Here is a 23,731-nt window from a genome sequence, read left to right on the forward strand (position 1 = left end):
CCACCGCCTGCTCGGCAGTGGTCGAGCGGCGCGTAGCATCGATCAGATGGCCAGCACGTCGCCCCGGGGCACGGCGGAGGCCGACGTCGCGGGCGGCGCCGGCGCCACGGCCGCGCCCCGCACCTTCACCGAGGCGATCCGCACGCGCGACGACGACGCGCTGCTCGCCCTGCTGCGCGCCCGCCCCGACCTGGCCACGCCGTCGCCGTCCACGCTGCGCTCGCTCGCCGCGCGCGCGTCCAGCCGCACCGCGCTCGAGCGCGCGATCGCGCACGCGGACGCGCGGACCCTGCAGGCCCTCGAGGCCGTGGTCGCGCTCTCCGGCGACGCGCCCGTCACGCCCGACGACGTGCGGCACGCGGTCGGCGCGGACGAGGCGGGCCCCACGGACGCGACGGAGCCGGCCGACCCGACGGACGCGCCGGACCCCGGGTCCGTCGTCGAGCGCGTCCTCGCCGACGCGCTGGCCGCGGCCCTGCTGTGGGACGCCGGCGACCCCGGCCACCCGGACCTGCGGCCCGCGCCCGGCCTGGACGACGTGCTCGGCCCGCACCCCGCAGGGCTCGGCCCGGTCCGCCCGGCCGAGCGTCGTACCTCGTCGCCCTCGGAGGGCCGGAAGGCGACGGAGTACGACGCTCGGCCCGAGGACCTGCCCCCCGGCGGGCGCGAGGTGCTCGACGCGCTCGCGTGGGGCCCGCCGATCGGCCTGGTCCCCGCGCCGGGGACGCCCGCGCGGGAGGCGGTGGACGCCCTCGTCGACGCGCGGCTGCTGCTGCGCACGGACGCCCGGCACGTGACGCTGCCCCGCGACGTCGGCCTCGCGCTGCGCGGCGGTCGCACGCACCGCGCCCCCGAGCTCGTCCCGCCGCGGCCGGGCGGCCGCTCGATCCCCCAGGTCGTGGCCGACGGCGAGGCCGCGAGCGCCGCGCTCGACCTCGTGCGCCGGGTGGACCTGCTCGTCGCCGCGTGGGACGAGGCCGCACCCCCCGTCCTGCGCAGCGGCGGGCTCGGCGTGCGCGACCTTCGCCGCACCGCCCAGGCGCTCGGTGCGGACGAGGCCCGCACGGCGTTCGTCGTCGAGCTGGCCGCCGCGGCGGGCGTCGTGGCCGACGACGGCGAGGCTCCGCCGTCGTACCGGCCCACGACGGTCGCCGACGCCTGGGAGGGCATGGACGACGCCGAGCGCTGGGCCCTGCTCGCCTCCGCGTGGGCCGCCTCGCGCCGCACGCCGTGGCTGGTCGGGTCGCGCGACGAGAAGGGCGCGCTGCGGGCCCCGCTCTCCGGCGACCTGCACCGCGGATGGGTGCCGCGCCTGCGCCGCCAGGTGCTCGACGTCCTCGCCGCGCAGCCGGGCACCGCCCTCGACCTCGACGCCGTGATGACGGTGCTGCGCTGGCACGCGCCGCGCACCGTGCCGCCCGAGCAGGCGGTGGCGGGCCTGCTGGCCGAGGCCGCGCTGCTCGGCGCGACCGGCGCGGGGGCGCTGTCCGGGCCGGGCGCCGCCGTGCGCGACGGTGCGGGCCGGCCCGCCCTCGAGGCCGCGATGCGCGACGCGCTGCCGCCCGAGGTCGACGAGGTGCTGCTGCAGGGCGACCTCACCGGCATCGTGCCGGGCCGTCCGTCGCAGGCGCTGGCGGTGCTGCTGGGCCGGTCGGCCGACGTGGAGTCGCGCGGCGCGGCGACGACCGTGCGCTTCTCGCCGGCGTCGGTCACCCGCGCCCTGGACCACGGCACGACCGCGGACGAGCTGCTCGACGCCCTCGCCCGTCGCTCCCGCGTGCCCGTGCCCCAGCCGCTGGAGTACCTGGTGCGGGACACGGCGCGGCGGCACGAGTCGCTGCGCGTCGGCTCGGCCGGGTCGTACGTGCGCGCCGCCGACCCGGCGGTGCTGGCCGGGCTCGCGGCGGACCCGCGCCTCGCGCACCTCGGCCTGGTGCGCCTCGCCCCGACGGTGCTCGCCGCGTCCGTGCCCGCCGTCGAGCTGCACGACGCGCTGCGCGCCCGCGGCCTGCTGTCCGCCGTCGAGGGCCCCGACGGCCGCGTGCTCAGCGCCCGCCTGCGCCGCCCGCCGCGCCTCGACCGGGGCAGCCGCGACGCCCGCCGCGGCCCGTCCGCCGAGCCCGAGCCGACGTCCGACGACGGGCGTGCGGCCCTCGTCGCCCGGCTGCGCGCGGCCGACTCCGGCGACGAGACGGCCGTCGACCGCCTGGCCGGGGCACGGCCTCCCGCTCCCGCCGCGGGCGGGGGCCGCCCCGGCACGAACGGCCGCGGCTCCGGCGCGAACGGTGCGGGGGCGAACGGTGCGGGGGCGAACGGTGCGAGGGCCGGCGGCCGGACGCGCACGCCCGAGCCCGGCGACGCGCTGGCCACCCTGCACGACGCGCTGCGCGACGGCCGCCTGGTGTGGATCGAGATGGTGGGCGCCTCGGGCACCCTGGAGCGGCGCGCGCTCAAGCCGCTGCGGCTGGACGGCGGTCGGCTGCGCGCCCTCGACCCCGCGCGGGAGGCGGAGCTCACCGTCGCCGTGCACCGCATCGCCGCCGTCGAGCCGGCGGACGGCTGACCGGCGACGGGACGGCACGGAGCGGGCGCGAGCAGCAGCCCCGGAACAACGGCGCCCGCCTCCGGCGTTGAGACCCTGGATCACCACCCCTCGGAAGGAGCCGCATGACCGACGGCCCGCTCATCGTGCAGAGCGACAAGTCCATCCTGCTGGAGGTGGACCACCCCCGCGGCGACGACGCCCGCCGCGCCATCGCGCCGTTCGCGGAGCTGGAGCGCGCGCCGGAGCACGTGCACACCTACCGGCTCACGAGCCTGGGGCTGTGGAACGCGCGCGCCGCGGGGCACGACGCGGAGCAGGTCGTGAACACGCTCATCGAGTACTCGCGCTACCCGGTGCCGCACGCGCTGCTCATCGACGTCGCCGAGACCATGGGCCGCTACGGGCGGCTCACCCTGGCCACGCACCCCACGCACGGGTTGGTGCTGGAGGCCACGGACCGCGCCGTGCTCGCCGAGGTGCTCAAGTCGAAGCGCACCGCCGGCCTGGTGGGCGAGCGCGTCGACGAGACGACCGTCGTCGTGCACCCGTCCGAGCGCGGCCACCTGAAGCAGGTCCTGGTGAAGCTCGGCTGGCCGGCCGAGGACCTCGCCGGGTACGTCGACGGCGAGAAGCACGAGATCGCCCTCGCCTCCCCCACCCACCCGCGCACCCCCACCGAGGAGCCGAAGGAGTGGGAGATGCGCCCGTACCAGGCGCAGGCGGTGGACGGCTTCTGGCACGGCGGCTCCGGCGTCGTCGTGCTGCCCTGCGGCGCCGGCAAGACGATCGTCGGCGCGGGCGCGATGGCGAAGTCCGGCACCACGACGCTCATCCTCGTGACCAACACCGTCAGCGCCCGGCAGTGGCGCGACGAGCTGGTGCGGCGCACCAGCCTCACCGAGGACGAGATCGGCGAGTACTCCGGCGCCCGCAAGGAGATCAAGCCCGTCACCATCGCGACCTACCAGGTGCTGACCACCAAGCGGAAGGGCGTGTACAGCCACCTCGAGCTGCTCGACGCCCGCGACTGGGGCCTCGTCCTCTACGACGAGGTGCACCTGCTGCCCGCGCCGATCTTCCGCATGACGGCGGACCTGCAGGCGCGCCGCCGCCTCGGCCTCACCGCCACGCTCGTGCGCGAGGACGGCCGCGAGGACGAGGTGTTCAGCCTCATCGGGCCCAAGCGGTACGACGCCCCGTGGAAGGACATCGAGGCGCAGGGGTACATCGCGCCCGCCGACTGCGTCGAGGTGCGCCTCACGCTCCCCGAGCACGAACGCATGGTCTACGCGACGGCCGAGCCGGAGGACAAGTACCGGCTCGCCGCGTGCGCGCCGGGCAAGAACCGCGTCGTCGAGCAGATCGTCGCGCAGCACCCGGACGACCAGGTGCTCGTCATCGGGCAGTACATCGACCAGCTCGAGGAGCTCAGCGCGCACCTCGACGCGCCGCTCATCACCGGCGCGACCACCGTCCGCGAGCGCCAGCGGCTGTTCGAGGCGTTCCGGTCGGGCGAGATCAACCGGCTCGTGGTGTCGAAGGTCGCGAACTTCTCCATCGACCTGCCCGAGGCGTCCGTGGCGATCCAGGTGTCCGGGTCGTTCGGCTCCCGCCAGGAGGAGGCGCAGCGGCTGGGGCGTGTCATGCGGCCCAAGGCGGACGGTCGGACGGCGCACTTCTACGCCGTCGTCGCGCGCGACACGGTGGACCAGGACTTCGCCGCCCACCGGCAGCGGTTCCTCGCCGAGCAGGGGTACGCGTACCGCATCGTCGACGCGGAGGACCTGGACGCCGTCGCCTGACGTCGCGCCGCCGCCCGAGGTGCGGGCATCCGGACCGGGTCGCACGGTGGCGGCATGACCCGATTCGGCTACACCCTGATGACCGAGCAGGCCGGCCCGAAGGATCTCGTCGAGCACGCGGTGCACGGCGAGCGGGTCGGCTTCGACTTCGAGGTCATGAGCGACCACTACTTCCCGTGGCTCGACGCGCAGGGGCACTCCCCGTACGCGTGGAGCGTGCTGGGGGCGGTGGCCCACGCCACGGAGCGTGTCGGCCTCATGACGTACGTGACGTGCCCGACCCTGCGGTACCACCCGGCGGTGGTGGCCCAGAAGGCGGCCACCCTCGGGGTGCTCTCCGACGGCCGGTTCACCCTCGGCCTCGGCTCGGGCGAGAACCTCAACGAGCACGTCGTCGGGGCGGGCTGGCCGGCCGTCGACGAGCGCCACGAGCTGCTCTCCGAGGCGATCGAGATCGTCTCCGCCCTGTTCACCGGCGACCTGATCAGCTACCGGGGCGACCACTTCCAGGTCGACTCGGCGCGGCTCTGGGACCTGCCCGAGGACCCCGTCGAGATCGGCGTCGCCGTGTCCGGGCGGCAGTCGGTCGAGCACCTCGCCGCGCTCGCGGACCACCTGGTCGCCACCGAGCCGAAGGCCGGCCTCCTGGAGCGCTGGGACGAGGTCCGCGCCGACGCGACCCTGCCGCCGTCGCGGAAGATCGGCCAGATGCCGATCTCCTGGGACCCCGACCGGGACGTCGCGGTCGGCCGTGCCCACGAGCAGTTCCGCTGGTTCGGCCTCGGCTGGCCCGTGAACGCCAACCTGCCGACGACGGAGGCGTTCGGGCGCGCCACGTCGTTCGTCCGTCCCGAGGACGTCGCGGAGTCGATCCCCTGCGGGCCCGACCTCGACGCGATCGTCGAGGCGGCCTCCTCCTACTGGGAGGCGGGGTTCACCGACCTGGCCCTGGTGCAGATCGGGGGCGAGGGCCAGGACACGTTCCTCGGCGAGGCCGCCGGCCCGCTGCTCGAGAGGCTCCGAGCCGCCGCTCCGGCCGACGACGGCGCCTGACCGCCGGGGTCAGCAGGCGTCGGCGACGACGCGGAACCCGGTGTTGCCGGACGACGAGTCACCGGTGTTCCGCGTGCGCGCGGCCACCCGGTAGCGGTTGCAGTACGAGTCGTGGCACAGGTACGAGCCGCCGCGCACCACCCACACGTCGTGGGCCCGGGGGTCCCACGGGGTGGCGGTCCACTCCCACACGTTGCCCGCCACGTCGTGCAGGCCGTACCCGTTGGCCGGGAAGGACCCGACGGGCGCGGTGCCCACGTGCCCGTCCTCGGCGGTGTTCACCCGCGGGAACGTGCCCTGCCAGATGTTGCACATGTGCACGCCGCCGGGCGTGAGCTCGTCGCCCCACGCGTACCGCCTGCCGCGCAGGCCACCGCGGGCCGCGTACTCCCACTCCACCTCGGTGGGCAGGCGCGTGCCCGACCAGGCGCAGTACGCCAGCGCGTCCTCGCGGGACACGTGCACCACGGGGTGGTCGGCGCGGTCGTCGACGGTGGAGGCGGGCCCCTCGGGGCGGCTCCAGGTCGCGCCGTCGACGGCGAGCCACCAGGGCGTGCCCGCGGCCGACCCGCGCACCTCGACGTCCTCGGGGACGAACAGGTGGAACACGAAGCTCCACCCGAACTCCTCCGCCTGCGTGCGGTAGCCGGTGTCGGCCACGAACCGCGCGAAGTCGGCGTTGGTCACCGTCGTGGGCGCCACCCGGAACGGCTCCACGGGCACCGGGCGCACCGGACCCTCGCCGTCACCCGGGTTGACGTCCGGGTCCTCGCTGCCCATGTCGAACGTGCCGCCGGGCAACCCCACGAGTCCCGCCGTCACGCGCGCCTCGGCCTCCGCGCTGCGCGGCCCGACCCGGCGTGCGGAGGGCAGGGACAGGCGCAGCGGCGAGGGCCCGTTGCCGGGCGCGCGGAGGGGGTCGTCGGTCACGCCCTCGATCGTACGGTCCGCCGACGGGGCGATGTGCGGACGGCGTGCGGGCGGCATCGCCGGCCGGAGAGGCACCGCAGGTGGGACGGCACGGCGCCGCGATTGCGTCGCCTCCCCGTGCGCGACACGATCGGGTCGTGAATCCCCCTGTTCCCGCCGCACCGCGCCGCGGCGCAGCGGCCGTCGGCGCGTGCGTGCTGGCCCTCCTGCTGGCGCTCGCCGGCACGGCCCTGCTCGCGCTCAGCGCCTCCGCCGTCCCGCCCCTGACCCAGCTCGACTCCGAGATCACCGACCAGTCGGGAGTGCTCGACGGCGACGAGGCCGAGGTGCAGACGGCGCTCGACAGCCTCGCGGACGAGACGCCGTACCAGCTGTTCGTCGTGTACGTGGACTCGTTCGACGGCACGGACGGCCGCGACTGGGCGAACCGCACCGCGACCGACGCCTCGCTCGGGGTGAACGACCTGCTGCTCGCCGTCGCGACCCAGGACCAGGTGTACGGGCTCTCCGTGGACACCAACGCCGCGATCTCCGACGCCGAGCTCGACGCCGTCGAGGCGACGGTCGAGGACCACCTGCGCGACGACGACTGGGCGGGCGCCGCGATCGCTGCGGCGGACACCGTGCGCACCGGGGGCGGGTCGTCGTCGGGCGGCGGCGTGCCCTGGGGCGCCGTCGCCGGCGTGGTCGTGGTGGCCGCGGTCGGGGTGGGCGGCTGGCTCTGGTACCGCTCGCGCCGCCGGGCCCGGGACGGAGCCGCCGGGGCGGGGCCGGACGGCCTCGCCGCCCTCCCGACGGAGGAGCTCGAGCGCCGCGTCGGCACCGCCCTCGTCGGGATCGACGACGCCGTGCGCACGTCGGAGCAGGAGCTGGGCTTCGCGCAGGCGGAGTTCGGCCTCGAGGCCACGCAGGACTTCTCCGCCGCGCTCGAGGCCGCGAAGGCCGACGTGGCGCAGGCCTTCCACCTGCGCCAGGAGCTGGACGACGACGTGCCCGAGGACGAGCCCCACCGCCGGCAGCTGCTGGTCGGCGTCCTCGAGCTGTGCGAGCGCGCGGGCGCGTCGTTGGACGAGCAGACGGACGCCTTCGACGAGCTGCGCTCCCTGCAGCAGCGGGCGCCGCAGCTGCTCGACGAGGCCGAGCAGCGCGCCGGCGAGATCGAGGCGCGCGTGGGGGTGGCGCGCGAGACGCTCGCCGGGCTCGCGTCCACGTACCCGGCGTCGGCGCTGGCGTCGGTCGCCGGCAACACGGACCAGGCGACGGCGCTGGCGGCGCACGCGCGCGACGCCGTCGCCACCGGCCGCGCCGCGCTCACGGGCCGCACCGCGCCGGCCGCCGTCGCGCACCTGCGGGCGGCCCAGAACGCCCTCGGCCAGGCGGCCACCCTGCTGGACGCCGTCGACCAGGCGGGCTCGCAGCTCGCGTCGGCCGGGGCGGACCTGGACAAGGGGCTGGCGTCGATCGGGCAGGACGTGGCCGACGCGGCCCGGCTCGCGCCGCCCGGGGTGCCCGCCGGCGACGGGCCCGCGCCCGACCGCGCCGCCGTCGCCGCGGCGCTCACCGAGGCCGAGGCCGCGATGGCGCAGGCGCGCGACGCGCGCTCCGGCGGCGACCCGCTCGCGGCGCTGCACCGCCTCACCGCCGCCGAGGCCGCTCTCGACACCGCGCTCGCGCCCGCCCGGGAGAAGGCCGAGTCGGACGCCCGCGCCCGTGCCCTCCTGCGCGACACGCTCGGCCGGGCCGACTCGCAGGTGCGCGCCACCCAGGACTACGTGGCGACGCGCCGCGGCGCCGTCGGCACCGAGGCGCGGACCCGCCTGGCCGAGGCCGCGCGCCTGGTCGCCGAGGCCCGGTCGCTGCAGGCCCAGGACCCGACGGCGGCCCTCGGGCTCGCCCAGCAGGCCGAGCGGTACGCCCAGCAGGCGGCCCAGGCCGCGGAGCAGGACACGTCGTCGTGGGGCATGTCCCAGGGCGGCCGGTCGGGCGGCCCGAACGTCGGCGGGATGGTGCTGGGCGGCATCCTGCTCGACTCCGTGCTGCGCGGATCCGGGGGCGGCATCGGCGGCGGCATCGGGGGCGGCATGGGCGGCTACGGCGGGCGTCGTCGCGGCGGCTTCGGTGGCGGCTTCGGCGGGGGCCGCGGCGGCGGCGGGTTCGGGGGCGGAGGCCGCAGCGGCGGCGGCCGGGGCGGGAGGTCGCGCGGCGGCCGGTTCTGAGCGGAACTCGACCTCGGCGGCACGCGTTCTGGCAGGGACGAGACGACGACACACCACGCAGCAGGGCGACGGAAGGAAGCACGACCATGACGCAGAAGCAGAGCATCCTCGGGCGCATCAGCCAGCTCGCGAAGGCGAACATCAACTCGCTGCTGGACCGGGCCGAGGACCCGCAGAAGATGCTCGACCAGCTGGTGCGCGACTACACGAACAACATCGCGGAGGCGGAGCAGGCGATCGCGCAGACCATCGGCAACCTGCGCCTGGCCGAGCAGGACTACAACGAGGACGTCGCCGCCGCGAGCGAGTGGGGCACCAAGGCCCTCGCCGCGTCGCGGAAGGCCGACGAGTACCGGACGTCCGGCAACGCGGTCGACGCCGACAAGTTCGACCGCCTCGCCAAGGTGGCCCTGCGCAAGCAGCTCGACGCCGAGTCGGAGGTCAAGACGGCCCAGCCGATGATCGAGCAGCAGCGCGTCACGGTCGAGAAGCTCAAGTCCGGCCTCGCCGCGATGAAGGACAAGCTGGGCGAGCTGAAGTCGAAGCGCGACCAGCTCGTGGCCCGGCAGAAGGCCGCGCAGGCGCAGCAGACCGTGCAGGGCGCGATCAGCTCCATCAACGTGCTCGACCCGACCAGCGAGATCTCCCGCTTCGAGGACACCGTGCGCCGCGAGGAGGCGATGGCGATGGGCCAGGCCGAGATCGCCGCGTCCTCCCTGGACGCGCAGTTCGCGGAGCTGGAGTCCTCCGACGCGGACATCGAGCTCGAGGCCCGCCTCGCCGCCCTCAAGGCCGGCAGCGCCGGCGCCGCAGATCTCCCCGACGACGGACCAGCCCTGACCCCGCTTCCGCGAGATAGAGAACCCGTCCCCGCGAGATAGAGAGCGGGCGGACCGTCGTCGGCGGTCTGCCCGCTCTCTATCTCGCGGGGACGGGTTCTCTATCTCGCGTGTGTGGGACGGATACGCTGGGCAGCATGTCCCCCGCCTTCACCGCCCCGGTCCACCAGGAGGTAGGTGCGGCGCGCCCCCACGGAGGTGGCGGCGCGCCGCACCTACCTCCTGGTGGACGGCGAGAACATCGACGCCACGCTGGGCATGAACGTGCTCAACCGGCGGCCCAACCCGGAGGAGCGGCCGCGCTGGGACCGCATCTCGACGTTCGCGCGGAAGCTCTGGGACCAGGACGTCGTCCCGCTGTTCTTCCTCAACGCGAGCAGCGGGCAGATGCCGATGGCGTTCGTGCAGGCGCTGCTGGCGATGGGGTACAAGCCGATCCCGCTGGCGTCGTCGGGCACCGAGAAGGTGGTCGACGTCGGTATCCAGCGCACGCTGGAGGCGCTGGCCGACCGGGACGGCGACGTCCTGCTCGCGAGCCACGACGGCGACTTCCTGCCGCAGATCGAGGCGCTGCTCGGCGACGAGCGCCGCGTGGGCCTGCTGGCGTTCCGCGAGTTCGTCAACGGCCAGTTCTCGCAGCTCACGGAGCGCGGGCTGGAGATGTTCGACCTCGAGGGCGACGCCGACGCGTTCACCACCCCGCTGCCGCGCGTGCGGATCATCCCGCTCGACGAGTTCGACCCGCTGCGCTACCTCTGAGGCCCTGAGCCTGTCGAAGGGTCGAGGTCGGGTTTCGACAGGCTCAACCACCGGCGACGACGGGCTCAACCACCGGCGGCGAGCAGCTCGCGGTACAGCGGGGTCACGTAGCCGGGCGTGAAGCTGCTGCCGCCGAGGACGCGGGTGATCCGCGCGGCCTCGGCGGCGACGGCAGCCTCGCCGTCGGTGCCGACGTCCTCGAGCAGCCGCCACACGACGTCGCCGCCGGGCCGCACGGCCCACGCGCCGACGACCCGGCCCTGCCACCAGACGGTCGCGCCCGCGTTGCCCGCGCTGTCGAAGAGCTGCGGCCGGTGCGGGCCCAGGTACCAGTCGCGGGCGGTCCAGCCCATCGTCGTGGGGTCGAGGGTCGGCAGCAGCGCGGCGTGCCCGGCGACGAGGTCGTCCAGGGCGGGGTCGAGGGCCTCGTCGAGGTCGGTGGAGCGCAGGACGACGCCGTCGGCGACGGCGGCGTCCCCGCCGGGCGCCCCGACCTCGACCTCCACCTCGCGCACGTCGAGCGCGGCGACGGCGCGGCGCGCCTGACCGAGGTTCCACCCGGTCCACCACCGGAGGTCCACGATCGTGGCCGGCCCGAACGCGTCCAGCCACACGCGCGCGAGCTCGATGCGCGCCGCGTCCTCGTCAAGCTCCGGGATCCCGTCCGGGAACCAGTCCGTCATCGGCGACCACACGTGCCGCGGGGACGTCCACGCGCCGCGCGGCTCGCCCCGGACCACGGCGCCCTCGGCCGACAGCAGGGACAGCAGCGGGGACGTCATGGTGCGGCGCACGTCCCACGCCTTGTCGGTGGTGGGCAGGAAGGCCGTGCGCAGCAGGGGCACGGCCCGCGAGAGCTGCGCGCCGTCGAGCGGCCCCTGCTCCACGAGGGCGGCGCGCACCTGCGCCTCGGCGGCGGCGAGCAGGCCCTCGGGGTCCGCGACGGGCGGGTCGGTCGGCAGCGTCGCGAGCTCCTTGAGCAGCCGCGTCCGCAGCCGGCGCGCCACCGCGGCCGACGCCGCCGCGTGCACCACCGGCACGACGTCCCGCGGCACGACGAACATCGTGCGCCGCATCGCCAGCACCTTGACGAGGCTGCGGCGCGCGAACAGCGCGTCCCGCACGTCGTCCAACGTGAGGCCCGGCACCCGGGCGAGGACCGCGAGGTGCACGCTGGGCGCCTCGGTCGCGTGCAGCGCGACGAGCCGTCGGGTGACCTCCTCCGGGGTCGTCGCCGCGGGCGCGCCGGGCCGGTCGACGCCGAGCGCGAGCTGCCGTACGACCAGGCGCCGTCGGCGCTGCTCCCCCGTGATCCGCACCCGCCCATCATGCTGCCCGGCACCCACACGGGAGACGCCAGGACCGTCCGAGGCTGTTCCCAGGCAACGCCCAGGGCTCAGACGCACACTGAGAAACATGAGCGCACCAGAGGCACGTCTCGTCGTCGTGGACGACGAGCCCAACATCCGCGAGCTGCTGTCCACCTCCCTGCGTTTCGCCGGGTTCGAGGTGCACGCGGCCGCTGACGGGAACGGGGCGCTGCAGCTCGTCCGCGACGTCGAGCCCGACCTGGTCGTGCTCGACGTGATGCTGCCCGACATGGACGGCTTCACCGTGACCCGCCGTATGCGCTCCACCGGCCGGCACACCCCCGTGCTGTTCCTCACCGCCCGCGACGACACGCAGGACAAGGTGCAGGGGCTCACGGTCGGCGGCGACGACTACGTCACCAAGCCGTTCAGCCTCGAGGAGGTCGTGGCCCGCATCCGCGCGGTGCTGCGCCGCACCCACGCGGGCGAGCCCGAGGACGACGCCGTCGTGCGCGTCGGCGACCTCGAGCTCGACGAGGACTCGCACGAGGTGCGCCGCGCCGGCGTCGAGGTGGACCTCTCCCCCACCGAGTTCAAGCTGCTGCGCTATCTCATGCTGAACGCAGGGCGCGTGCTCTCCAAGGCCCAGATCCTCGACCACGTGTGGCAGTACGACTGGGGCGGCGACGCCAACATCGTCGAGTCGTACATCTCGTACCTGCGCCGCAAGATCGACAACCTCACCGTCACCGGACCCGACGGCGACGACGTCACGCTGCCCCCGCTCATCCACACCAAGCGCGGCGTCGGCTACCTGCTCCGGGCCCCCCAGGCGCGATGAGCACCCCCACGCCCGGCGCCCCGGGGACGACGGCGGGCCCGACGCCGCCCCCCGGCACCGCGCCGGTGGGGACGACGCCGGACGGCCGCGCCCTGCCCGCCGACCCGCGGTCGGCGGCGGTGCCCGCGACCGACGGCGACGGCGGACAGGGCACGCCGTCCCGGCGCTGGACGTGGATGGAGCGACTGCCGCTGCGCACGCGGCTCGTCACGATCACGGTGCTCGTGCTCGCGGCCGGGTTGATCCTGGCGGCGGTCGTGACGCGCACCGTCGTCTCCGGCTACCTGATCGACCAGGTGGACCAGCAGCTGCGCCAGTCCGCGCAGGGACTGGCGCAGCTCACCCTGCGGCAGTCGGACTCCCCCACCTCCGGGCCGCCCACCGACTACGTCGTGATCTTCCGGGACGCGACCGGCGAGCTCAGCAGCGACCCGATCGGCTGGCAGCCGAACATCGAGCGGTACGGCACACCGGACATCCCCGTCGAGACCTACACCGAGGTCAAGGCCAGGCACGGCGACCCCTTCACGGTCGAGGGTTCGGGGGGCACGACACCCACCCAGTGGCGGGTCGCGCCTCTCGCCGACCCGACGAACCAGGTCGTCGCGTACGTCGCGTACCCGCTCGCCAGCGTCCAGCAGACCGTCGCCTACCTCACGCGCTCCCTGCTGTTCTCGGCGCTCGGCATCGTGATCGTGGGCGGCGCGATCTCGTTCGTCCTCGTGCACCGCTCGCTGCGTCCGCTGCGGCGCATCGAGGCCACGGCGGCGGAGATCGCCGCGGGCGACCTCTCCCAGCGCGTGCCGGAGCGTCCCCCGTCGACGGAGGTGGGCTCGCTGTCGGCGTCGCTGAACTCGATGCTGGCGCAGATCGAGCGCGCGTTCTCGGCGCAGGAGGAGTCGGAGCGCCGCATGCGCCGGTTCGTCTCCGACGCGAGCCACGAGCTGCGTACGCCGCTCGCCACGGTCAAGGGCTACGGCGAGCTGTACCGGATGGGCGCCCTCGACACCCCCGACAAGGTCGACGACACCATGGGCCGGATCGAGGACTCGGCGCGACGCATGAGCACGCTGGTCAACGACCTGCTGGTGCTCGCCCGCCTCGACGAGGGGCGGCCGATGCGCCAGGAGCCGGTGAACCTGGCGGCGATGGCGCGGGACGCGGCCCAGGACCTGCACGCCCTCGACCCGACCCGCGACGTCGTCGTGACCGGGCTGACGGCCGGCTCCGCCGCACCCTCCGACCTGGCGGTGACCGGCGACGCCGACCGCCTGCGCCAGGTGCTCACCAACCTCGTGGGCAACGTGGCGCGGCACACGCCGGCCGGCTCGCCGGCCGAGGTGGCGGTGGGCCGGGCGGCCGACGGCGGCGCCGTCGTGGAGGTGCGCGACCACGGCGCGGGCATCACGCCGGAGCAGGCGGAGCGCGTGTTCGAGCGGTTCTACCGCGCGGACTCGTCGCGCAACCGGGAGTCCGGCGGGTCGGGCCTGGGGATGGCGATCGTCGCGGCGATCGTCGGCGCGCACCGCGGGCACGTGTCGGTGGCCGAGACCCCCGGCGGCGGCATGACGGTGCGAGTTCTGCTCCCGGCGGCGGACCGCTACGATGACGCGTCGTCCTCGTCCGCCTGACCGGCGCACCTCGGCCACCGCACCCCGCCCGACGCGCCCGTCCTGACGCGCGCCGGCCGGACGCGGTGCGACGTCGGTGCGCGGTCGTAGTCTGACGGAGGACGACAGTCCGAGTCCGGCGACCGAAGGTCTGATTGCGATGGGCGTCATGAGCGCCGACGCGCCCCAGTGGTTCCTCTCCGCGTTCGTCCGCACCTGTCACGGTGCCGGCGCCACCGCCGACGAGGCGGAGATCCGTGCGGTCGGGGAGGACCTCCTCGACCGGTGGTCGGCCCCCGACCGGCACTTCCACAACCTGCGCCACCTGGCCGACGTGCTGCACCGTGTGGACGAGCTGTCCCAGGAGACGCACGAGCCCGACCTGGTGCGGCTCGCCGCCTGGTACCACGGCGCCGTCTTCGACGCGACGCGCAAGGTCGCCGCCGCGACGCAGGGTGGTGAGCAGACCACGGTGAGCGCGAACCTGGCGCGCACCCAGCTGACGGAGCTCGGCGTGCCCGCCGTCGCGGTGGCCCGCACCGCGCGCCTGGTGGACTCGATCGACCGCCACAAGCCGCTGCCCGACGACGTCGACTCGGCCGTGCTGAACGACGCCGACCTGGCGATGCTGGCGTCGGAGCCCCAGCGGTACCGGGAGTACATGGCCAACGTGCGGGCGGAGTACGCGCACATCCCGCTGACCGACTACCTCGACGCCCGCATCCGCGTGCTGCAGAAGCTGCTGCAGCGTTCCTCGCTTTACCGCAGCCCGATGGGCGCCGCGTGGGAGGAGCCCGCGCGGCAGAACCTCGACGGCGAGCTGCACCGCCTCCTCAAGGAGCGGCGCCTGCTCCCGGAGCAGGTGGAGCCCTCCGCCTCCTGACCCGCGCAGGCCGCGTCGTCCACAGGCTGTGGACGACGGCGGTCGCGGTGCCCGCACGCTCCGTAGCGTCGTCCCCGGCATCCCCGGCCACCCGGGGCACGGCGACGAAGGAGGACACGTGCGGTACGAGGTCGACAGCGAGCGGGTCGCGCAGGCGAGCGCGGCGGTGAACGGGTCCGTGGCGGCCATCCGCTCCGAGGTGGGGGCGATGATGCGGCACCTGCAGGACCTGCAGGCGAGCTGGCACGGCGGCGCGGCGACGCAGTTCGCCGGCGTCATGGGCCAGTGGCAGGGCACGCAGACCCAGGTCGAGGCGGCGCTCGACGCGGTGACGGCGGCCCTGTCGTCGGCCTCGCGCACCTACGCGGACGCCGAGGCGCAGGCGACGCGGCTCTTCGCCGCCCGCTGACAGCCGCCGAGATAGAGAGGCCCTGAGCCCGAGATAGAGAAGGGGCGGCCCACACGTGGTGTGGACCGCCCCTTCTCTTTCTCGGGCTCAGGGCCTCTCTATCTCGGCGAACCGATCAGAAGTCCATGCCGCCCATGCCGCCGTCACCGGCCGGGGCGGCCGAGGCCGGCTCCGGCTTGTCGGCCACGACGGCCTCGGTGGTGAGGAACAGCGCGGCGATCGACGCGGCGTTCTGCAGCGCGGAGCGCGTGACCTTGACCGGGTCGTTGACGCCCGCGGCCAGCAGGTCCTCGTACACGCCGGTCGCGGCGTTGAGGCCCTCGCCGGCGGGGAGGTTCTTGACCTTCTCCGCCACGACGCCGCCCTCGAGGCCGGCGTTGATCGCGATCTGCTTGAGCGGTGCGGAGACCGACGCGGCGACGATCTGCGCGCCGATCGCCTCGTCGCCCTCGAGCTCCAGCTTCGGGAACGCGGCGGCACCGGCCTGGATCAGCGCGACGCCACCACCGGCGACGATGCCCTCCTCGACCGCGGCCTTGGCGTTGCGGACGGCGTCCTCGATGCGGTGCTTGCGCTCCTTGAGCTCCACCTCGGTGGCCGCACCGGCCTTGATGACGGCCACGCCGCCGGCCAGCTTGGCGAGGCGCTCCTGCAGCTTCTCGCGGTCGTAGTCGGAGTCCGACTTCTCGATCTCGCTGCGGATCTGGTTGACGCGGCCCGAGATGAGCTCGGCGTCGCCGGAGCCCTCGACGATCGTGGTCTCGTCCTTGGTCACGACGACCTTGCGGGCCTGGCCCAGCAGGTCGAGGGTCGCGTTCTCGAGCTTGAGGCCCACCGTCTCGGTGATGACCTGGCCGCCGGTGAGGATCGCGATGTCCTGCAGCATGGCCTTGCGGCGGTCGCCGAAGCCCGGGGCCTTGACGGCGACGGACTTGAAGGTGCCGCGGATCTTGTTGAGCACCAGGGTGGCCAGGGCCTCGCCCTCGACGTCCTCGGCGATGATCAGCAGCGAACGGCCCGACTTCATGACCTGGTCGAGCACCGGGAGCATGTCCTTGACGTTCGAGATCTTCGACTCGACGATCAGGACGTACGGGTCCTCGAGGACGGCCTCCTGGCGCTCCGGGTCCGTCTCGAAGTAGCGGGCGAGGAAGCCCTTGTCGAAGCGCATGCCCTCGGTGAGCTCGAGCTCGAGGCCGAAGGTGTTCGACTCCTCGACGGTGATGACGCCTTCCTTGCCCACCTTGTCGAGGGCCTCGGCGATGAGCTCGCCGATCGCGGGGTCACCGGCGGAGATCGCGGCGGTGGCGGCGATCTGCTCCTTGGTCTCGATGTCCACGGCGGCATTGAGCAGCTGCTCGGTGACGGCCTCGACGGCCTTCTCGATGCCGCGCTTGACGGCGATCGGGTTGGCGCCGGCGGCGACGACCCGCAGGCCCTCCTTGACGAGCGCCTGGGCGAGCACGGTGGCGGTGGTGGTGCCGTCACCCGCGACGTCGTCCGTCTTCTTGGCGACCTCCTTGACGAGCTCCGCGCCGATCTTCTCGTACGGGTCGTCGAGGTCGATCTCCTTGGCGATGGAGACACCGTCGTTGGTGATCGTGGGGGCGCCCCACTTCTTGTCCAGGACGACGTTGCGGCCCTTGGGGCCGAGCGTGACCTTCACGGTGTCGGCGAGCTGGTTGAGCCCGCGCTCCATGCTCCGACGAGCTTCCTCGTCGAACGCGATGATCTTGGCCATGGGGACTGATCCTCCGCTGGTGGCTGAGATGGCCGACCGGTGCCCGCGACGGACGACCCACCCCGCGGCGTTCAGGTCACGCACGCGCGGAGGGCCTCACCGAACGACCCGAATGCTTCACCCGCGGCCCACGAGAAGACCGCCCGAGGGGGCGGCTGTCACTCGACGACCGAGAGTGCTAACCCATTATTGGCACTCTCGGGTGGCGAGTGCAAGACGTTCGCCGAGGGCGTGGCCGCCCGGGGACGACGAAGGCCGGCACCCCCGTCCGCGTCTCTGCGTCCGGTGGCACCGGCCTTCCGGTGGTGCGTCCTCGTGGTGCGTCAGCCTGCCTCCGAGGTCAGTGGGGGCGGACCTGCTCGGCCTGCGGCCCCTTCTGCCCCTGCCCGACCTCGAACTCGACGCCCTGCCCCTCGTCCAGGGTGCGGTACCCGTCGGACTGGATGGCGCTGTAGTGGACGAACAGGTCCTGCCCGCCCGCGGTCGGGGTGATGAACCCGTACCCCTTCTCCGCGTTGAACCACTTGACGGTGCCCTGGGCCATGTACCTCTCCTTGTGCTCCTCGGCCGCAGGGCAGGCACCCCACGGTGAACGGGAGCCTAGTAGCGGCGGTCGCGGCAAGGGAAGCACCGATGTCCGGTATGTCGGCATGCGAGATGCCCCCGGACCAGCGCCGACGTCAGCCGACGGGCGTCGTGAGCACCACCCACACGGCCTCGGGGCTGGCGGAGACGTCGTCCGACTCCTGCACGTTCGCCGCGTCGACACCGAGCGCCTCGGCCACGGCGCTGGCCGTGTCGGCACGGTCGGCCCCGTACAGGACGGTGCTGTCCTCGTACGCTCCCGCCAGCGCATCCGGGACGTTCGCCGCGGCGACGTCGGTGAAGCCCGCGTCCGTGAGCGCGCCCTGCCCCGCGGCCGCCTGCCCGGCGGCTTCGCTGCCCGAGACGTCGTTGAACACGAGGACGGACGCCTCGAGGTTCGCGGCACCCGGGTCGCCCGGCAGCTCCGTGGCCTCGTCAGCCGCGTCGTCGCTGGAACCGTCGGAGGGCTCCTCGCTCTCCTCGCCCTCGGCCGGGGACTCCTCGCCGGCGTCGGCGGAGGCGGACGCCTCCGGCTCCTGGGTGCCCGCGCCCGCGGACTGCTCCGCGGCGGGCGGCGTCGCGGTGCCGTCGTCGGACAGGAAGGACACGACGCCGACGGCGATGCCCGCGAACACGACGGCGACCAGCAGGAACGGCCACACGGAGCTCCACCCGCTGCGCGGCTCACGATGGACGCCTACCGGCGTGCCCTCGGGCCCGCGGACGTCGAACTCGTCGGGCGGGTAGGAGTAATGGCTCTTGCTCACGGCGGACAGGGTAGCCGTTCCGGGTGCCCGCCCGCCCAGCGCCCTCTCAGGAACCGACTGGCCTGCTGGTCCGCGCCGGTCGACGGCGCGTCGTCAGGCCTGGCCGTCGGAGAGGCGGCGCGCCGAGCGGGCGCGCTGCCGCGTGGAGCGCATGCGCCGCAGCCGCTTGACGAGCATCGGGTCCTGCGCGAGGGCGGCCGGGGAGTCGATCAGGGCGTTCAGCACCTGGTAGTACCGCGTCGCCGACAGGCCGAACAGCTCGCGGACCGCCTGCTCCTTCGCCCCGGCGTACTTCCACCACTGCCGCTCGAAGGCGAGGATCTCGCGGTCACGGTCGGAGAGGTCGCCGTCGGCCGACGCCGCGACCTGCTCGGTCGCCGTCGTGCCCGACGCCTCCGGGTCCGGTTGGACCTCCTGGACCAGGATCTCGCTCATGGCGTCCCAGTATGGCGCCTCCGCGCCCCTCTTCCGGCGACGTCGCCCCGCGCGCCGCGATCCCGCAGGACTGTCAGAGCCACGCGCGCCTCCACCCTGACGTGGCTCTGACAGGTCCCGGTCACGGGTGCGCTAGCGTCGTCGCGTGGAGACGACGAGCACCCGCCCGCCCCTCGACCAGGTCATGGCGCCCGACTGGGCGGCCGCGCTGGCGGACGTCGAGCCGCAGATCCACGCGATGGGCGACTTCCTGCGCGCCGAGGTCGCCGCCGGCCGCACCTACCTGCCGGACGGCTCGCACGTCTTCGCCGCGTTCTCCCGGCCGCTCGCCGAGGTCCGCGTGCTCGTCGTCGGGCAGGACCCCTACCCCACGCCGGGGCATCCGATGGGGCTGTCGTTCTCCGTGCAGCCGCAGGTGCGGCCGGTGCCCCGGTCGCTGGCGAACATCTACACCGAGCTCGCCGAGGACGTCGGCGTCCCGACGCCGTCGAACGGCGACCTGCGCCCGTGGGCCGACCAGGGCGTCATGCTGCTCAACCGCGTGCTGACCGTGCGGCCCGGCACCCCGGCGTCGCACCGCGGCAAGGGCTGGGAGCAGGTCACGGAGGCGGCGATCAAGGCGCTCGTCGCCCGCGGCGGCCCGCTGGTGGCCATCCTCTGGGGCCGCGACGCCGCGTCGCTCAAACCCTGGCTGGGCGACGTCCCGTCCGTCGAGAGCGCCCACCCCAGCCCCCTGTCCGCGTACCGCGGCTTCTTCGGGTCGCGCCCGTTCTCCCGCGTCAACGCCCTGCTCGAGGCGCAGGGCGGCGACCCGGTGGACTGGCACCTGACCTGAGCCGACCCGGCCCGGACGGGCCGGCGACGTCGCCCCGGACAACCGTCCCGCGCGTCGAGGAGCACAATGGCTGACGTGACCACGCACGCCCCCACCCCGCCCCCGACGGCACGACTCCCGACGCGACCACCCCCACCTGGGCGCGTTACGTCGCGATCGGCGACTCCTTCACCGAGGGGTTGTGGGACCCCTACCCCTTCGCGGACGGCTCCCCCGCCCCGGCCGGCACCGAGTCCGCGGCGAAGCAGCGCGGCTGGGCGGACCGCCTCGCCGACGCGCTCTCCGCGCGCCGCGCGGCCGCCGGCGCGCCCCCGCTGGGGTACGCCAACCTCGCGATCCGGGGCCGGCTGCTGCACCACATCCTCGACGAGCAGGTGGACGTCGCCCTCGCGATGCAGCCCGACCTGGTCTCGTTCGTCGGCGGCGGCAACGACATTCTGCGCCCGCAGGCCGACATCGACGTGCTCTCCGCGCGGCTCGAGCAGGGCGTGGCGAAGCTCCGGGCCGCGGGCATCGACGTGCTGCTCGGCACCGGGTTCAAGGCCGGCGCGGGCCTGAGCTGGACCCGCGGGCGGGTCGGCCAGTACAACGCGAACATCTGGTCCGTCGCCCGGCGGCACGGCGCCCACGTGCTGGACCTGTGGGGCCTCGACCCCCTGTTCGACCTGCGCATGTGGTCCGACGACCGCATCCACCTGACCCCCGAGGGCCACCGCCGCGTCGCGGACGCGGCGCTCGTCGGCCTCGGCCTGGAGCCCGACGACGCCGACTACGCCGTCGCGCTCGACCCGCTGCCGCCGCAGGCGTTCGTGGAGCGGGCCCGCGCCAACGCCCAGTGGGCCCGCACGCACGTCGTGCCGTGGGTGCAGCGCCGCATCAGGCACACGTCGAGCGGCGACGGCCGCGCGCCCAAGTGGGGCGAGCCCGCGGACTGGCCGCCGGCGTCCGCGAGGTAGCGGGACAGCCTCGGAGGTGATGGAGCCGCCTGTCGGATTCGAACCGACGACCTTCCGTTTACAAGACGGGAGCTCTACCAGCTGAGCTAAGGCGGCGGGAGCGCGGCACAGCCTACCGGGACCACCGGAGGCCGTGCCGCGCCCGCTGGTGCGGGTGGTGCGGCGTCAGCTGCCGGCGGCGGCGGTGACGGCGTCCTGCAGCCCGGCCGGGTCGTTCCAGTTCTGCACGACCTTGCCGTCCACGAGGACGTACGGCGTACCGGTGAAGCCCTCGTCCTGCTGGATCGTGCTGGTCGCCGAGAAGACGTACTGCCCGAACGTCTCCCGCGCGGTCCCGTCCTCGATGGCGCTCGCCACGTCGGCGGGCGCGTCGGCCTGCTCCGCGTACGAGGCGAGCTGCTCGTCGGTGAGGCCCTCGGTCCCCTCCTCCGGCTGGTTCGTGAAGAGCGCGGCGTGGAACGCCGGGTACGCCTCGGGCGCCTTGTCCGCGACGTACGCCGACGCCGACGCGGCGCGCGTCGAGTACTCGGTGCCCTGCGACTGCGAGTCGAGGATCGCGATCGGGTGGTAGACGACGGTCGCGTCGCCGGAGGCGGTCATCTCGTCGATGCTGTCGGCGTTCACCTGCTCGAACTGGCCGCACACGGGGCACATGTAGTCGAGGTAGACGTCGATCACGGGGGCGTCCCCGTTGTCCGTGCCGGCCGCGGCGTCCGCGCCGACGGGGATGCCGCCGTCGTCCTGCGCCGTCGAGGGCAGCGTGGCCTGCGAGAGGGGGATGTCGTCGACGTTCTTCTTCGCGCCCTGCTGCAGGATCATCCACACGACGACGCCGAGGGCGACCAGAGCGACGGCCAGCACCGAGAGGGTGATGATCCGGTTGCGCTTGTCGCGCGCCTGCTCCTTCTCGCGCAGGGCGAGCGCCTCGGCACGTGCCGCGTCGCGACGCTGAGCCTTGGACATGTTCGGGTTGTTCGTCGGCATCGTGTCCTCGAGGTCTTCGGGAGGGCGGGACGGCGCGTCAGCGCCGGACGGGGCAGAGCCTACCCGCGCCACCTGGACGTCGGCCGAGGGCGGGCGGGGCGGTGACGGGTCTCGACCGGCCCGACCGGCGACGCACGCTCAGAGGACGGAGGGCGGCCCGCTCATGGGCCACCAGTCGATCGTCGGGTCGGACAGCACGGGTGCGACGAGGATCACGGTCAGGGCCAGGCAGAGGACGATCACGACGGCGGCCCCGATCCGCCCGGGCGCGAGGCGCGTCAGGAGGATGCGGCCGCCCTCGCGCGCGGTGCCGCCGGCCGGGCCGAACCAGGTGGCCAGCAGCGCGACGATCATCACGCCGGCCAGGATCCCGTTGAACACGATGTCCTCGTTCATCCCGCCCTGGGACCGCGCCTCCAGGTCGTCCCTCGGCAGCACGATCAGGTGGCCCGCGCCGAAGAGCCACCACCCGGCCAGCAGCGTCAGCAGGCCGGCGCACGCGCCGACCAGCACCGCGGGGATCGACCCGAGCACGCCCATGAGCGCGTGCCAGGGGAACGTCAAGGTGCCGAGCACGCCGTCGGAGCGGCGGACGCCCTTGTGCTCGCGGCGCCGGTGCAGCCCGTCGGCCGACGTCGCGACCGTGCGGCACACCAGCACGAGCGCCACGAGGGCGCCGAACCCGAGGAGCGGCCGGGTGGCGGCCAGCGCGACGAGGGGCAGGGCGACGGCGAAGGCGGTGCCGGTGCGGCGGCGGTGCACGGGCCGGACGTACGGCGCGGGCGGCTCCGGCGCGAGGGGCAGCTCCTCGACCAGCTGGTCGTAGCCCTTGTAGCGGACGTCGCCGACCGGGATCGCCCGGGTGCCGCCGTCCTGCGCCTGCAGCCGGTCGCGCTCGAGGGCGGTCATCGTCTGCGTGGGATCGCCGGCGTCGACGGACGACGGGTCGACGGACACCGGGCCCGTCGCCGACGGCGGGGTCGACGGCGGTGGGGGCGGCGGGGCGGTCGGGACCGCACCGGTCGACGCCGGCGCGAACGAGGCGGGCGGGGGTGCCGCGGCGGCCGCGGGTGCCACGACCTGCGTGGGCAGCCCGACCCGCTGGGTCTCCGCCGACTGCGCGATCCGCTGCGTGGCGTCCGGCTCCGTCCACGGGTCCGGGGCGCCGCCCAGCGCGTCGTCGAGGTCGCGCCGCAGGGCGCGCGCCACCTCGGTGGGGCCCCAGCGGAGCGCCGGATCGGCCTGCAGCGCGCCGGCGAGCGCCCGCGCGGTCCGGGCCGGCACCCCGACCAGGTCCGGCCGCCCCTCGCGGGAGCGGCGCAGCACCAGCTCGGTGGGCCGGACGCCGAAGGGCGAGCGCCCGGTGGCGGCGAACGACAGCAGGGCGGCCCAGCTCCACCAGTCCGTCTCGGCCTCGGGCGCGCCGCCGTCGAGCAGCTCGGGGGCGATGTAGCCGGGCGTCCCCATGACGAACCCGGCCGACGTGGTCCGGGCGTCCCCGGGGCTCTGCGCGATGCCGAAGTCGATGAGCACGGGGCCCTGCGCGGTGATCATGACGTTGGACGGCTTGAGGTCGCGGTGCACCACGCCCGCGTCGTGCACCGCCTCGAGCGCGTCGGCGAGCTGGTCGGCCAGGGAGAAGACGTCCGCGGCGTCGAGCGGGCCGCGCTCGTCGACCTCCTCCTCCAGCGTGACGCCGTCCACCAGCTCCGTCACGACGAACGCGTACGGGCCCTCCAGCTCGGCGTCCAGCACCTGCGCGACGGCGGGGTGGCGCAGCCGCTGCAGGGCGGCCGCCTCGCGCCGCAGCCGCTCGCGGCCGGCGGGGTCGGCGTCGACGTGCGCGTGCAGCACCTTGAGGGCCACGGCGTGGCCACCCCCGTCGACCGCCTCGTAGACGGCGCCCATCGCGCCGCTGCCGAGCGGCCGGACGACGGTGTACCCGCCGACCTCGGAGCCCTCGGCGAGGACACCGTCCCGCCCCGTCCGCACCACGCGCGCGGTGTTCTCGTCCCGGCCGGCGCCGTCGTCGTGCGCGTCCGACGACGGGCCCGGCACCGGGGCCCGCCCCGGGACCTGCATCGCGTCGACCTCGCCCATGGGGCACACCGTAGCCGTCCGGGCACCTCGAGGCGCGACGTACCGGCCTGGTTCCGGGCGGGTTCCGAGCGGGTGAGGTCCCTGTCAGCCGGAGCGAGGCGCTGGGGGCGTCGGTACCCTGTGCGGAGCAG

20 protein-coding genes and 1 tRNA gene are annotated in these 23,731 nt (G+C 74.8%); 12 read left to right on the top strand and 9 right to left on the bottom strand.

Annotation, left to right across the window (positions count from 1 at the left end):
* Window positions 1-46: 46 nt before the first annotated feature.
* The 3 genes from ACQFYA_RS17205 to ACQFYA_RS17215 all read left to right on the top strand — a co-directional run bounded on the left by ACQFYA_RS17205 (window position 47) and on the right by ACQFYA_RS17215 (window position 5,400).
* Window positions 47-2,563 (top strand): helicase-associated domain-containing protein, encoded by a 2,517-nt coding sequence (locus ACQFYA_RS17205; protein ID WP_499126188.1) that lies wholly within the window; start codon window positions 47-49, stop codon window positions 2,561-2,563.
* 104 nt (window positions 2,564-2,667) lie between these two features.
* Window positions 2,668-4,347: a DNA repair helicase XPB gene (locus tag ACQFYA_RS17210; protein ID WP_499126189.1), complete on the top strand. Its 1,680-nt coding sequence runs from the start codon at window positions 2,668-2,670 to the stop codon at window positions 4,345-4,347.
* Between the two features lie 54 nt (window positions 4,348-4,401).
* On the top strand, window positions 4,402-5,400 hold the full coding sequence (locus ACQFYA_RS17215; protein WP_499126190.1) for a TIGR03557 family F420-dependent LLM class oxidoreductase: 999 nt from the start codon (window positions 4,402-4,404) through the stop codon (window positions 5,398-5,400).
* A 9-nt stretch (window positions 5,401-5,409) separates the two neighbouring features.
* On the opposite strand, the gene ACQFYA_RS17220 is transcribed toward ACQFYA_RS17215, so the two are convergent.
* The gene (locus ACQFYA_RS17220) at window positions 5,410-6,330 is read right to left on the bottom strand and encodes a formylglycine-generating enzyme family protein (protein WP_499126192.1); all 921 of its coding nucleotides are present in this window, start codon (window positions 6,328-6,330) and stop codon (window positions 5,410-5,412) included.
* Window positions 6,331-6,467: 137 nt separating this feature from the next.
* Between ACQFYA_RS17220 and ACQFYA_RS17225 the strand changes: the two genes are divergently transcribed.
* The 3 genes from ACQFYA_RS17225 (at window position 6,468) to ACQFYA_RS17235 (ending at window position 10,144) form a co-directional block, all read left to right on the top strand.
* Entirely contained in the window at window positions 6,468-8,546 is a 2,079-nt protein-coding gene (locus ACQFYA_RS17225; protein ID WP_499126193.1) for a TPM domain-containing protein, read from the top strand.
* Between the two features lie 86 nt (window positions 8,547-8,632).
* Window positions 8,633-9,427 (top strand): PspA/IM30 family protein, encoded by a 795-nt coding sequence (locus tag ACQFYA_RS17230; protein WP_499126195.1) that lies wholly within the window; start codon window positions 8,633-8,635, stop codon window positions 9,425-9,427.
* 135 nt (window positions 9,428-9,562) lie between these two features.
* Window positions 9,563-10,144: an NYN domain-containing protein gene (locus tag ACQFYA_RS17235; RefSeq protein ID WP_499126196.1), complete on the top strand. Its 582-nt coding sequence runs from the start codon at window positions 9,563-9,565 to the stop codon at window positions 10,142-10,144.
* A 65-nt stretch (window positions 10,145-10,209) separates the two neighbouring features.
* On the opposite strand, the gene ACQFYA_RS17240 is transcribed toward ACQFYA_RS17235, so the two are convergent.
* Window positions 10,210-11,463, bottom strand: a complete 1,254-nt coding sequence (locus ACQFYA_RS17240) for a winged helix DNA-binding domain-containing protein (RefSeq protein WP_499126198.1) — start codon at window positions 11,461-11,463, stop codon at window positions 10,210-10,212.
* 97 nt (window positions 11,464-11,560) lie between these two features.
* On the opposite strand from ACQFYA_RS17240, the gene ACQFYA_RS17245 reads away from it, so the two are divergent.
* From ACQFYA_RS17245 to ACQFYA_RS17260, 4 genes are all read left to right on the top strand, one after another.
* A complete protein-coding gene (locus tag ACQFYA_RS17245) occupies window positions 11,561-12,295 on the top strand; it encodes a response regulator transcription factor (RefSeq protein ID WP_499126200.1) in 735 nt (244 codons plus the stop codon).
* Window positions 12,292-13,926 carry a sensor histidine kinase gene (locus ACQFYA_RS17250; RefSeq protein ID WP_499126202.1) on the top strand — a complete coding sequence of 545 codons (1,635 nt, stop codon included), beginning with the start codon at window positions 12,292-12,294 and terminating at the stop codon, window positions 13,924-13,926. The genes ACQFYA_RS17245 and ACQFYA_RS17250 overlap by 4 nt, the downstream gene beginning before the upstream one ends.
* Before the next feature lie 139 nt (window positions 13,927-14,065).
* The gene (locus ACQFYA_RS17255; RefSeq protein WP_499126204.1) at window positions 14,066-14,788 is read left to right on the top strand and encodes an HD domain-containing protein; all 723 of its coding nucleotides are present in this window, start codon (window positions 14,066-14,068) and stop codon (window positions 14,786-14,788) included.
* 118 nt (window positions 14,789-14,906) lie between these two features.
* A complete protein-coding gene (locus ACQFYA_RS17260) occupies window positions 14,907-15,197 on the top strand; it encodes a WXG100 family type VII secretion target (protein ID WP_499126206.1) in 291 nt (96 codons plus the stop codon).
* A gap of 115 nt (window positions 15,198-15,312) precedes the next feature.
* Here ACQFYA_RS17260 and groL read toward each other — a convergent pair whose 3' ends face one another.
* The 4 genes from groL to ACQFYA_RS17280 form a co-directional block, all read right to left on the bottom strand.
* On the bottom strand, window positions 15,313-16,938 hold the full coding sequence (gene groL / locus ACQFYA_RS17265) for a chaperonin GroEL (RefSeq protein ID WP_499126208.1): 1,626 nt from the start codon (window positions 16,936-16,938) through the stop codon (window positions 15,313-15,315).
* Window positions 16,939-17,278: 340 nt separating this feature from the next.
* Window positions 17,279-17,482 (bottom strand): cold-shock protein, encoded by a 204-nt coding sequence (locus ACQFYA_RS17270; protein WP_499126210.1) that lies wholly within the window; start codon window positions 17,480-17,482, stop codon window positions 17,279-17,281.
* Between the two features lie 136 nt (window positions 17,483-17,618).
* Entirely contained in the window at window positions 17,619-18,290 is a 672-nt protein-coding gene (locus ACQFYA_RS17275; protein ID WP_499126212.1) for a LytR C-terminal domain-containing protein, read from the bottom strand.
* 93 nt (window positions 18,291-18,383) lie between these two features.
* Window positions 18,384-18,725, bottom strand: coding sequence for a DUF3263 domain-containing protein (locus tag ACQFYA_RS17280; protein ID WP_499126214.1), 342 nt, complete (start codon window positions 18,723-18,725; stop codon window positions 18,384-18,386).
* A 184-nt stretch (window positions 18,726-18,909) separates the two neighbouring features.
* Here ACQFYA_RS17280 and ACQFYA_RS17285 point away from each other — a divergent pair, with 184 nt between their 5' ends.
* Window positions 18,910-19,560, top strand: a complete 651-nt coding sequence (locus tag ACQFYA_RS17285) for a uracil-DNA glycosylase (RefSeq protein ID WP_499127583.1) — start codon at window positions 18,910-18,912, stop codon at window positions 19,558-19,560.
* A 155-nt stretch (window positions 19,561-19,715) separates the two neighbouring features.
* Window positions 19,716-20,516, top strand: coding sequence for an SGNH/GDSL hydrolase family protein (locus ACQFYA_RS17290; RefSeq protein WP_499127585.1), 801 nt, complete (start codon window positions 19,716-19,718; stop codon window positions 20,514-20,516).
* A 20-nt stretch (window positions 20,517-20,536) separates the two neighbouring features.
* Here ACQFYA_RS17290 and ACQFYA_RS17295 read toward each other — a convergent pair.
* The 3 genes from ACQFYA_RS17295 to ACQFYA_RS17305 all read right to left on the bottom strand — a co-directional run bounded on the left by ACQFYA_RS17295 (window position 20,537) and on the right by ACQFYA_RS17305 (window position 23,600).
* Window positions 20,537-20,612: transfer RNA gene (locus ACQFYA_RS17295), tRNA-Thr, on the bottom strand.
* 69 nt (window positions 20,613-20,681) lie between these two features.
* Complete coding sequence (locus ACQFYA_RS17300) at window positions 20,682-21,479, bottom strand: DsbA family protein (RefSeq protein ID WP_499126215.1); 798 nt, start codon at window positions 21,477-21,479, stop codon at window positions 20,682-20,684.
* Window positions 21,480-21,638: 159 nt separating this feature from the next.
* Window positions 21,639-23,600 carry a serine/threonine-protein kinase gene (locus ACQFYA_RS17305; RefSeq protein WP_499126217.1) on the bottom strand — a complete coding sequence of 654 codons (1,962 nt, stop codon included), beginning with the start codon at window positions 23,598-23,600 and terminating at the stop codon, window positions 21,639-21,641.
* Between the last annotated feature and the right edge of the window lie 131 nt (window positions 23,601-23,731).

It is taken from the genome of Promicromonospora sp. Marseille-Q5078 (assembly GCF_050315395.1).
Lineage (GTDB): Bacteria > Actinomycetota > Actinomycetes > Actinomycetales > Cellulomonadaceae > Isoptericola.

What these genes read in the sequence shown, in the direction of transcription:
- ACQFYA_RS17205 (WP_499126188.1), top strand. Translation starts at nt 47, where the DNA reads ATGGCCAGCACGTCGCCCCGGGGCACGGCGGAGGCCGACGTCGCGGGC.
- ACQFYA_RS17210 (WP_499126189.1), top strand. Translation starts at nt 2,668, where the DNA reads ATGACCGACGGCCCGCTCATCGTGCAGAGCGACAAGTCCATCCTGCTG.
- ACQFYA_RS17215 (WP_499126190.1), top strand. Translation starts at nt 4,402, where the DNA reads ATGACCCGATTCGGCTACACCCTGATGACCGAGCAGGCCGGCCCGAAG.
- ACQFYA_RS17230 (WP_499126195.1), top strand. Translation starts at nt 8,633, where the DNA reads ATGACGCAGAAGCAGAGCATCCTCGGGCGCATCAGCCAGCTCGCGAAG.
- ACQFYA_RS17245 (WP_499126200.1), top strand. Translation starts at nt 11,561, where the DNA reads ATGAGCGCACCAGAGGCACGTCTCGTCGTCGTGGACGACGAGCCCAAC.
- ACQFYA_RS17250 (WP_499126202.1), top strand. Translation starts at nt 12,292, where the DNA reads ATGAGCACCCCCACGCCCGGCGCCCCGGGGACGACGGCGGGCCCGACG.
- ACQFYA_RS17255 (WP_499126204.1), top strand. Translation starts at nt 14,066, where the DNA reads ATGGGCGTCATGAGCGCCGACGCGCCCCAGTGGTTCCTCTCCGCGTTC.
- groL (WP_499126208.1), bottom strand. Translation starts at nt 16,938, where the DNA reads ATGGCCAAGATCATCGCGTTCGACGAGGAAGCTCGTCGGAGCATGGAG.
- ACQFYA_RS17270 (WP_499126210.1), bottom strand. Translation starts at nt 17,482, where the DNA reads ATGGCCCAGGGCACCGTCAAGTGGTTCAACGCGGAGAAGGGGTACGGG.
- ACQFYA_RS17280 (WP_499126214.1), bottom strand. Translation starts at nt 18,725, where the DNA reads ATGAGCGAGATCCTGGTCCAGGAGGTCCAACCGGACCCGGAGGCGTCG.
- ACQFYA_RS17285 (WP_499127583.1), top strand. Translation starts at nt 18,910, where the DNA reads ATGGCGCCCGACTGGGCGGCCGCGCTGGCGGACGTCGAGCCGCAGATC.
- ACQFYA_RS17300 (WP_499126215.1), bottom strand. Translation starts at nt 21,479, where the DNA reads ATGTCCAAGGCTCAGCGTCGCGACGCGGCACGTGCCGAGGCGCTCGCC.
- ACQFYA_RS17305 (WP_499126217.1), bottom strand. Translation starts at nt 23,600, where the DNA reads ATGGGCGAGGTCGACGCGATGCAGGTCCCGGGGCGGGCCCCGGTGCCG.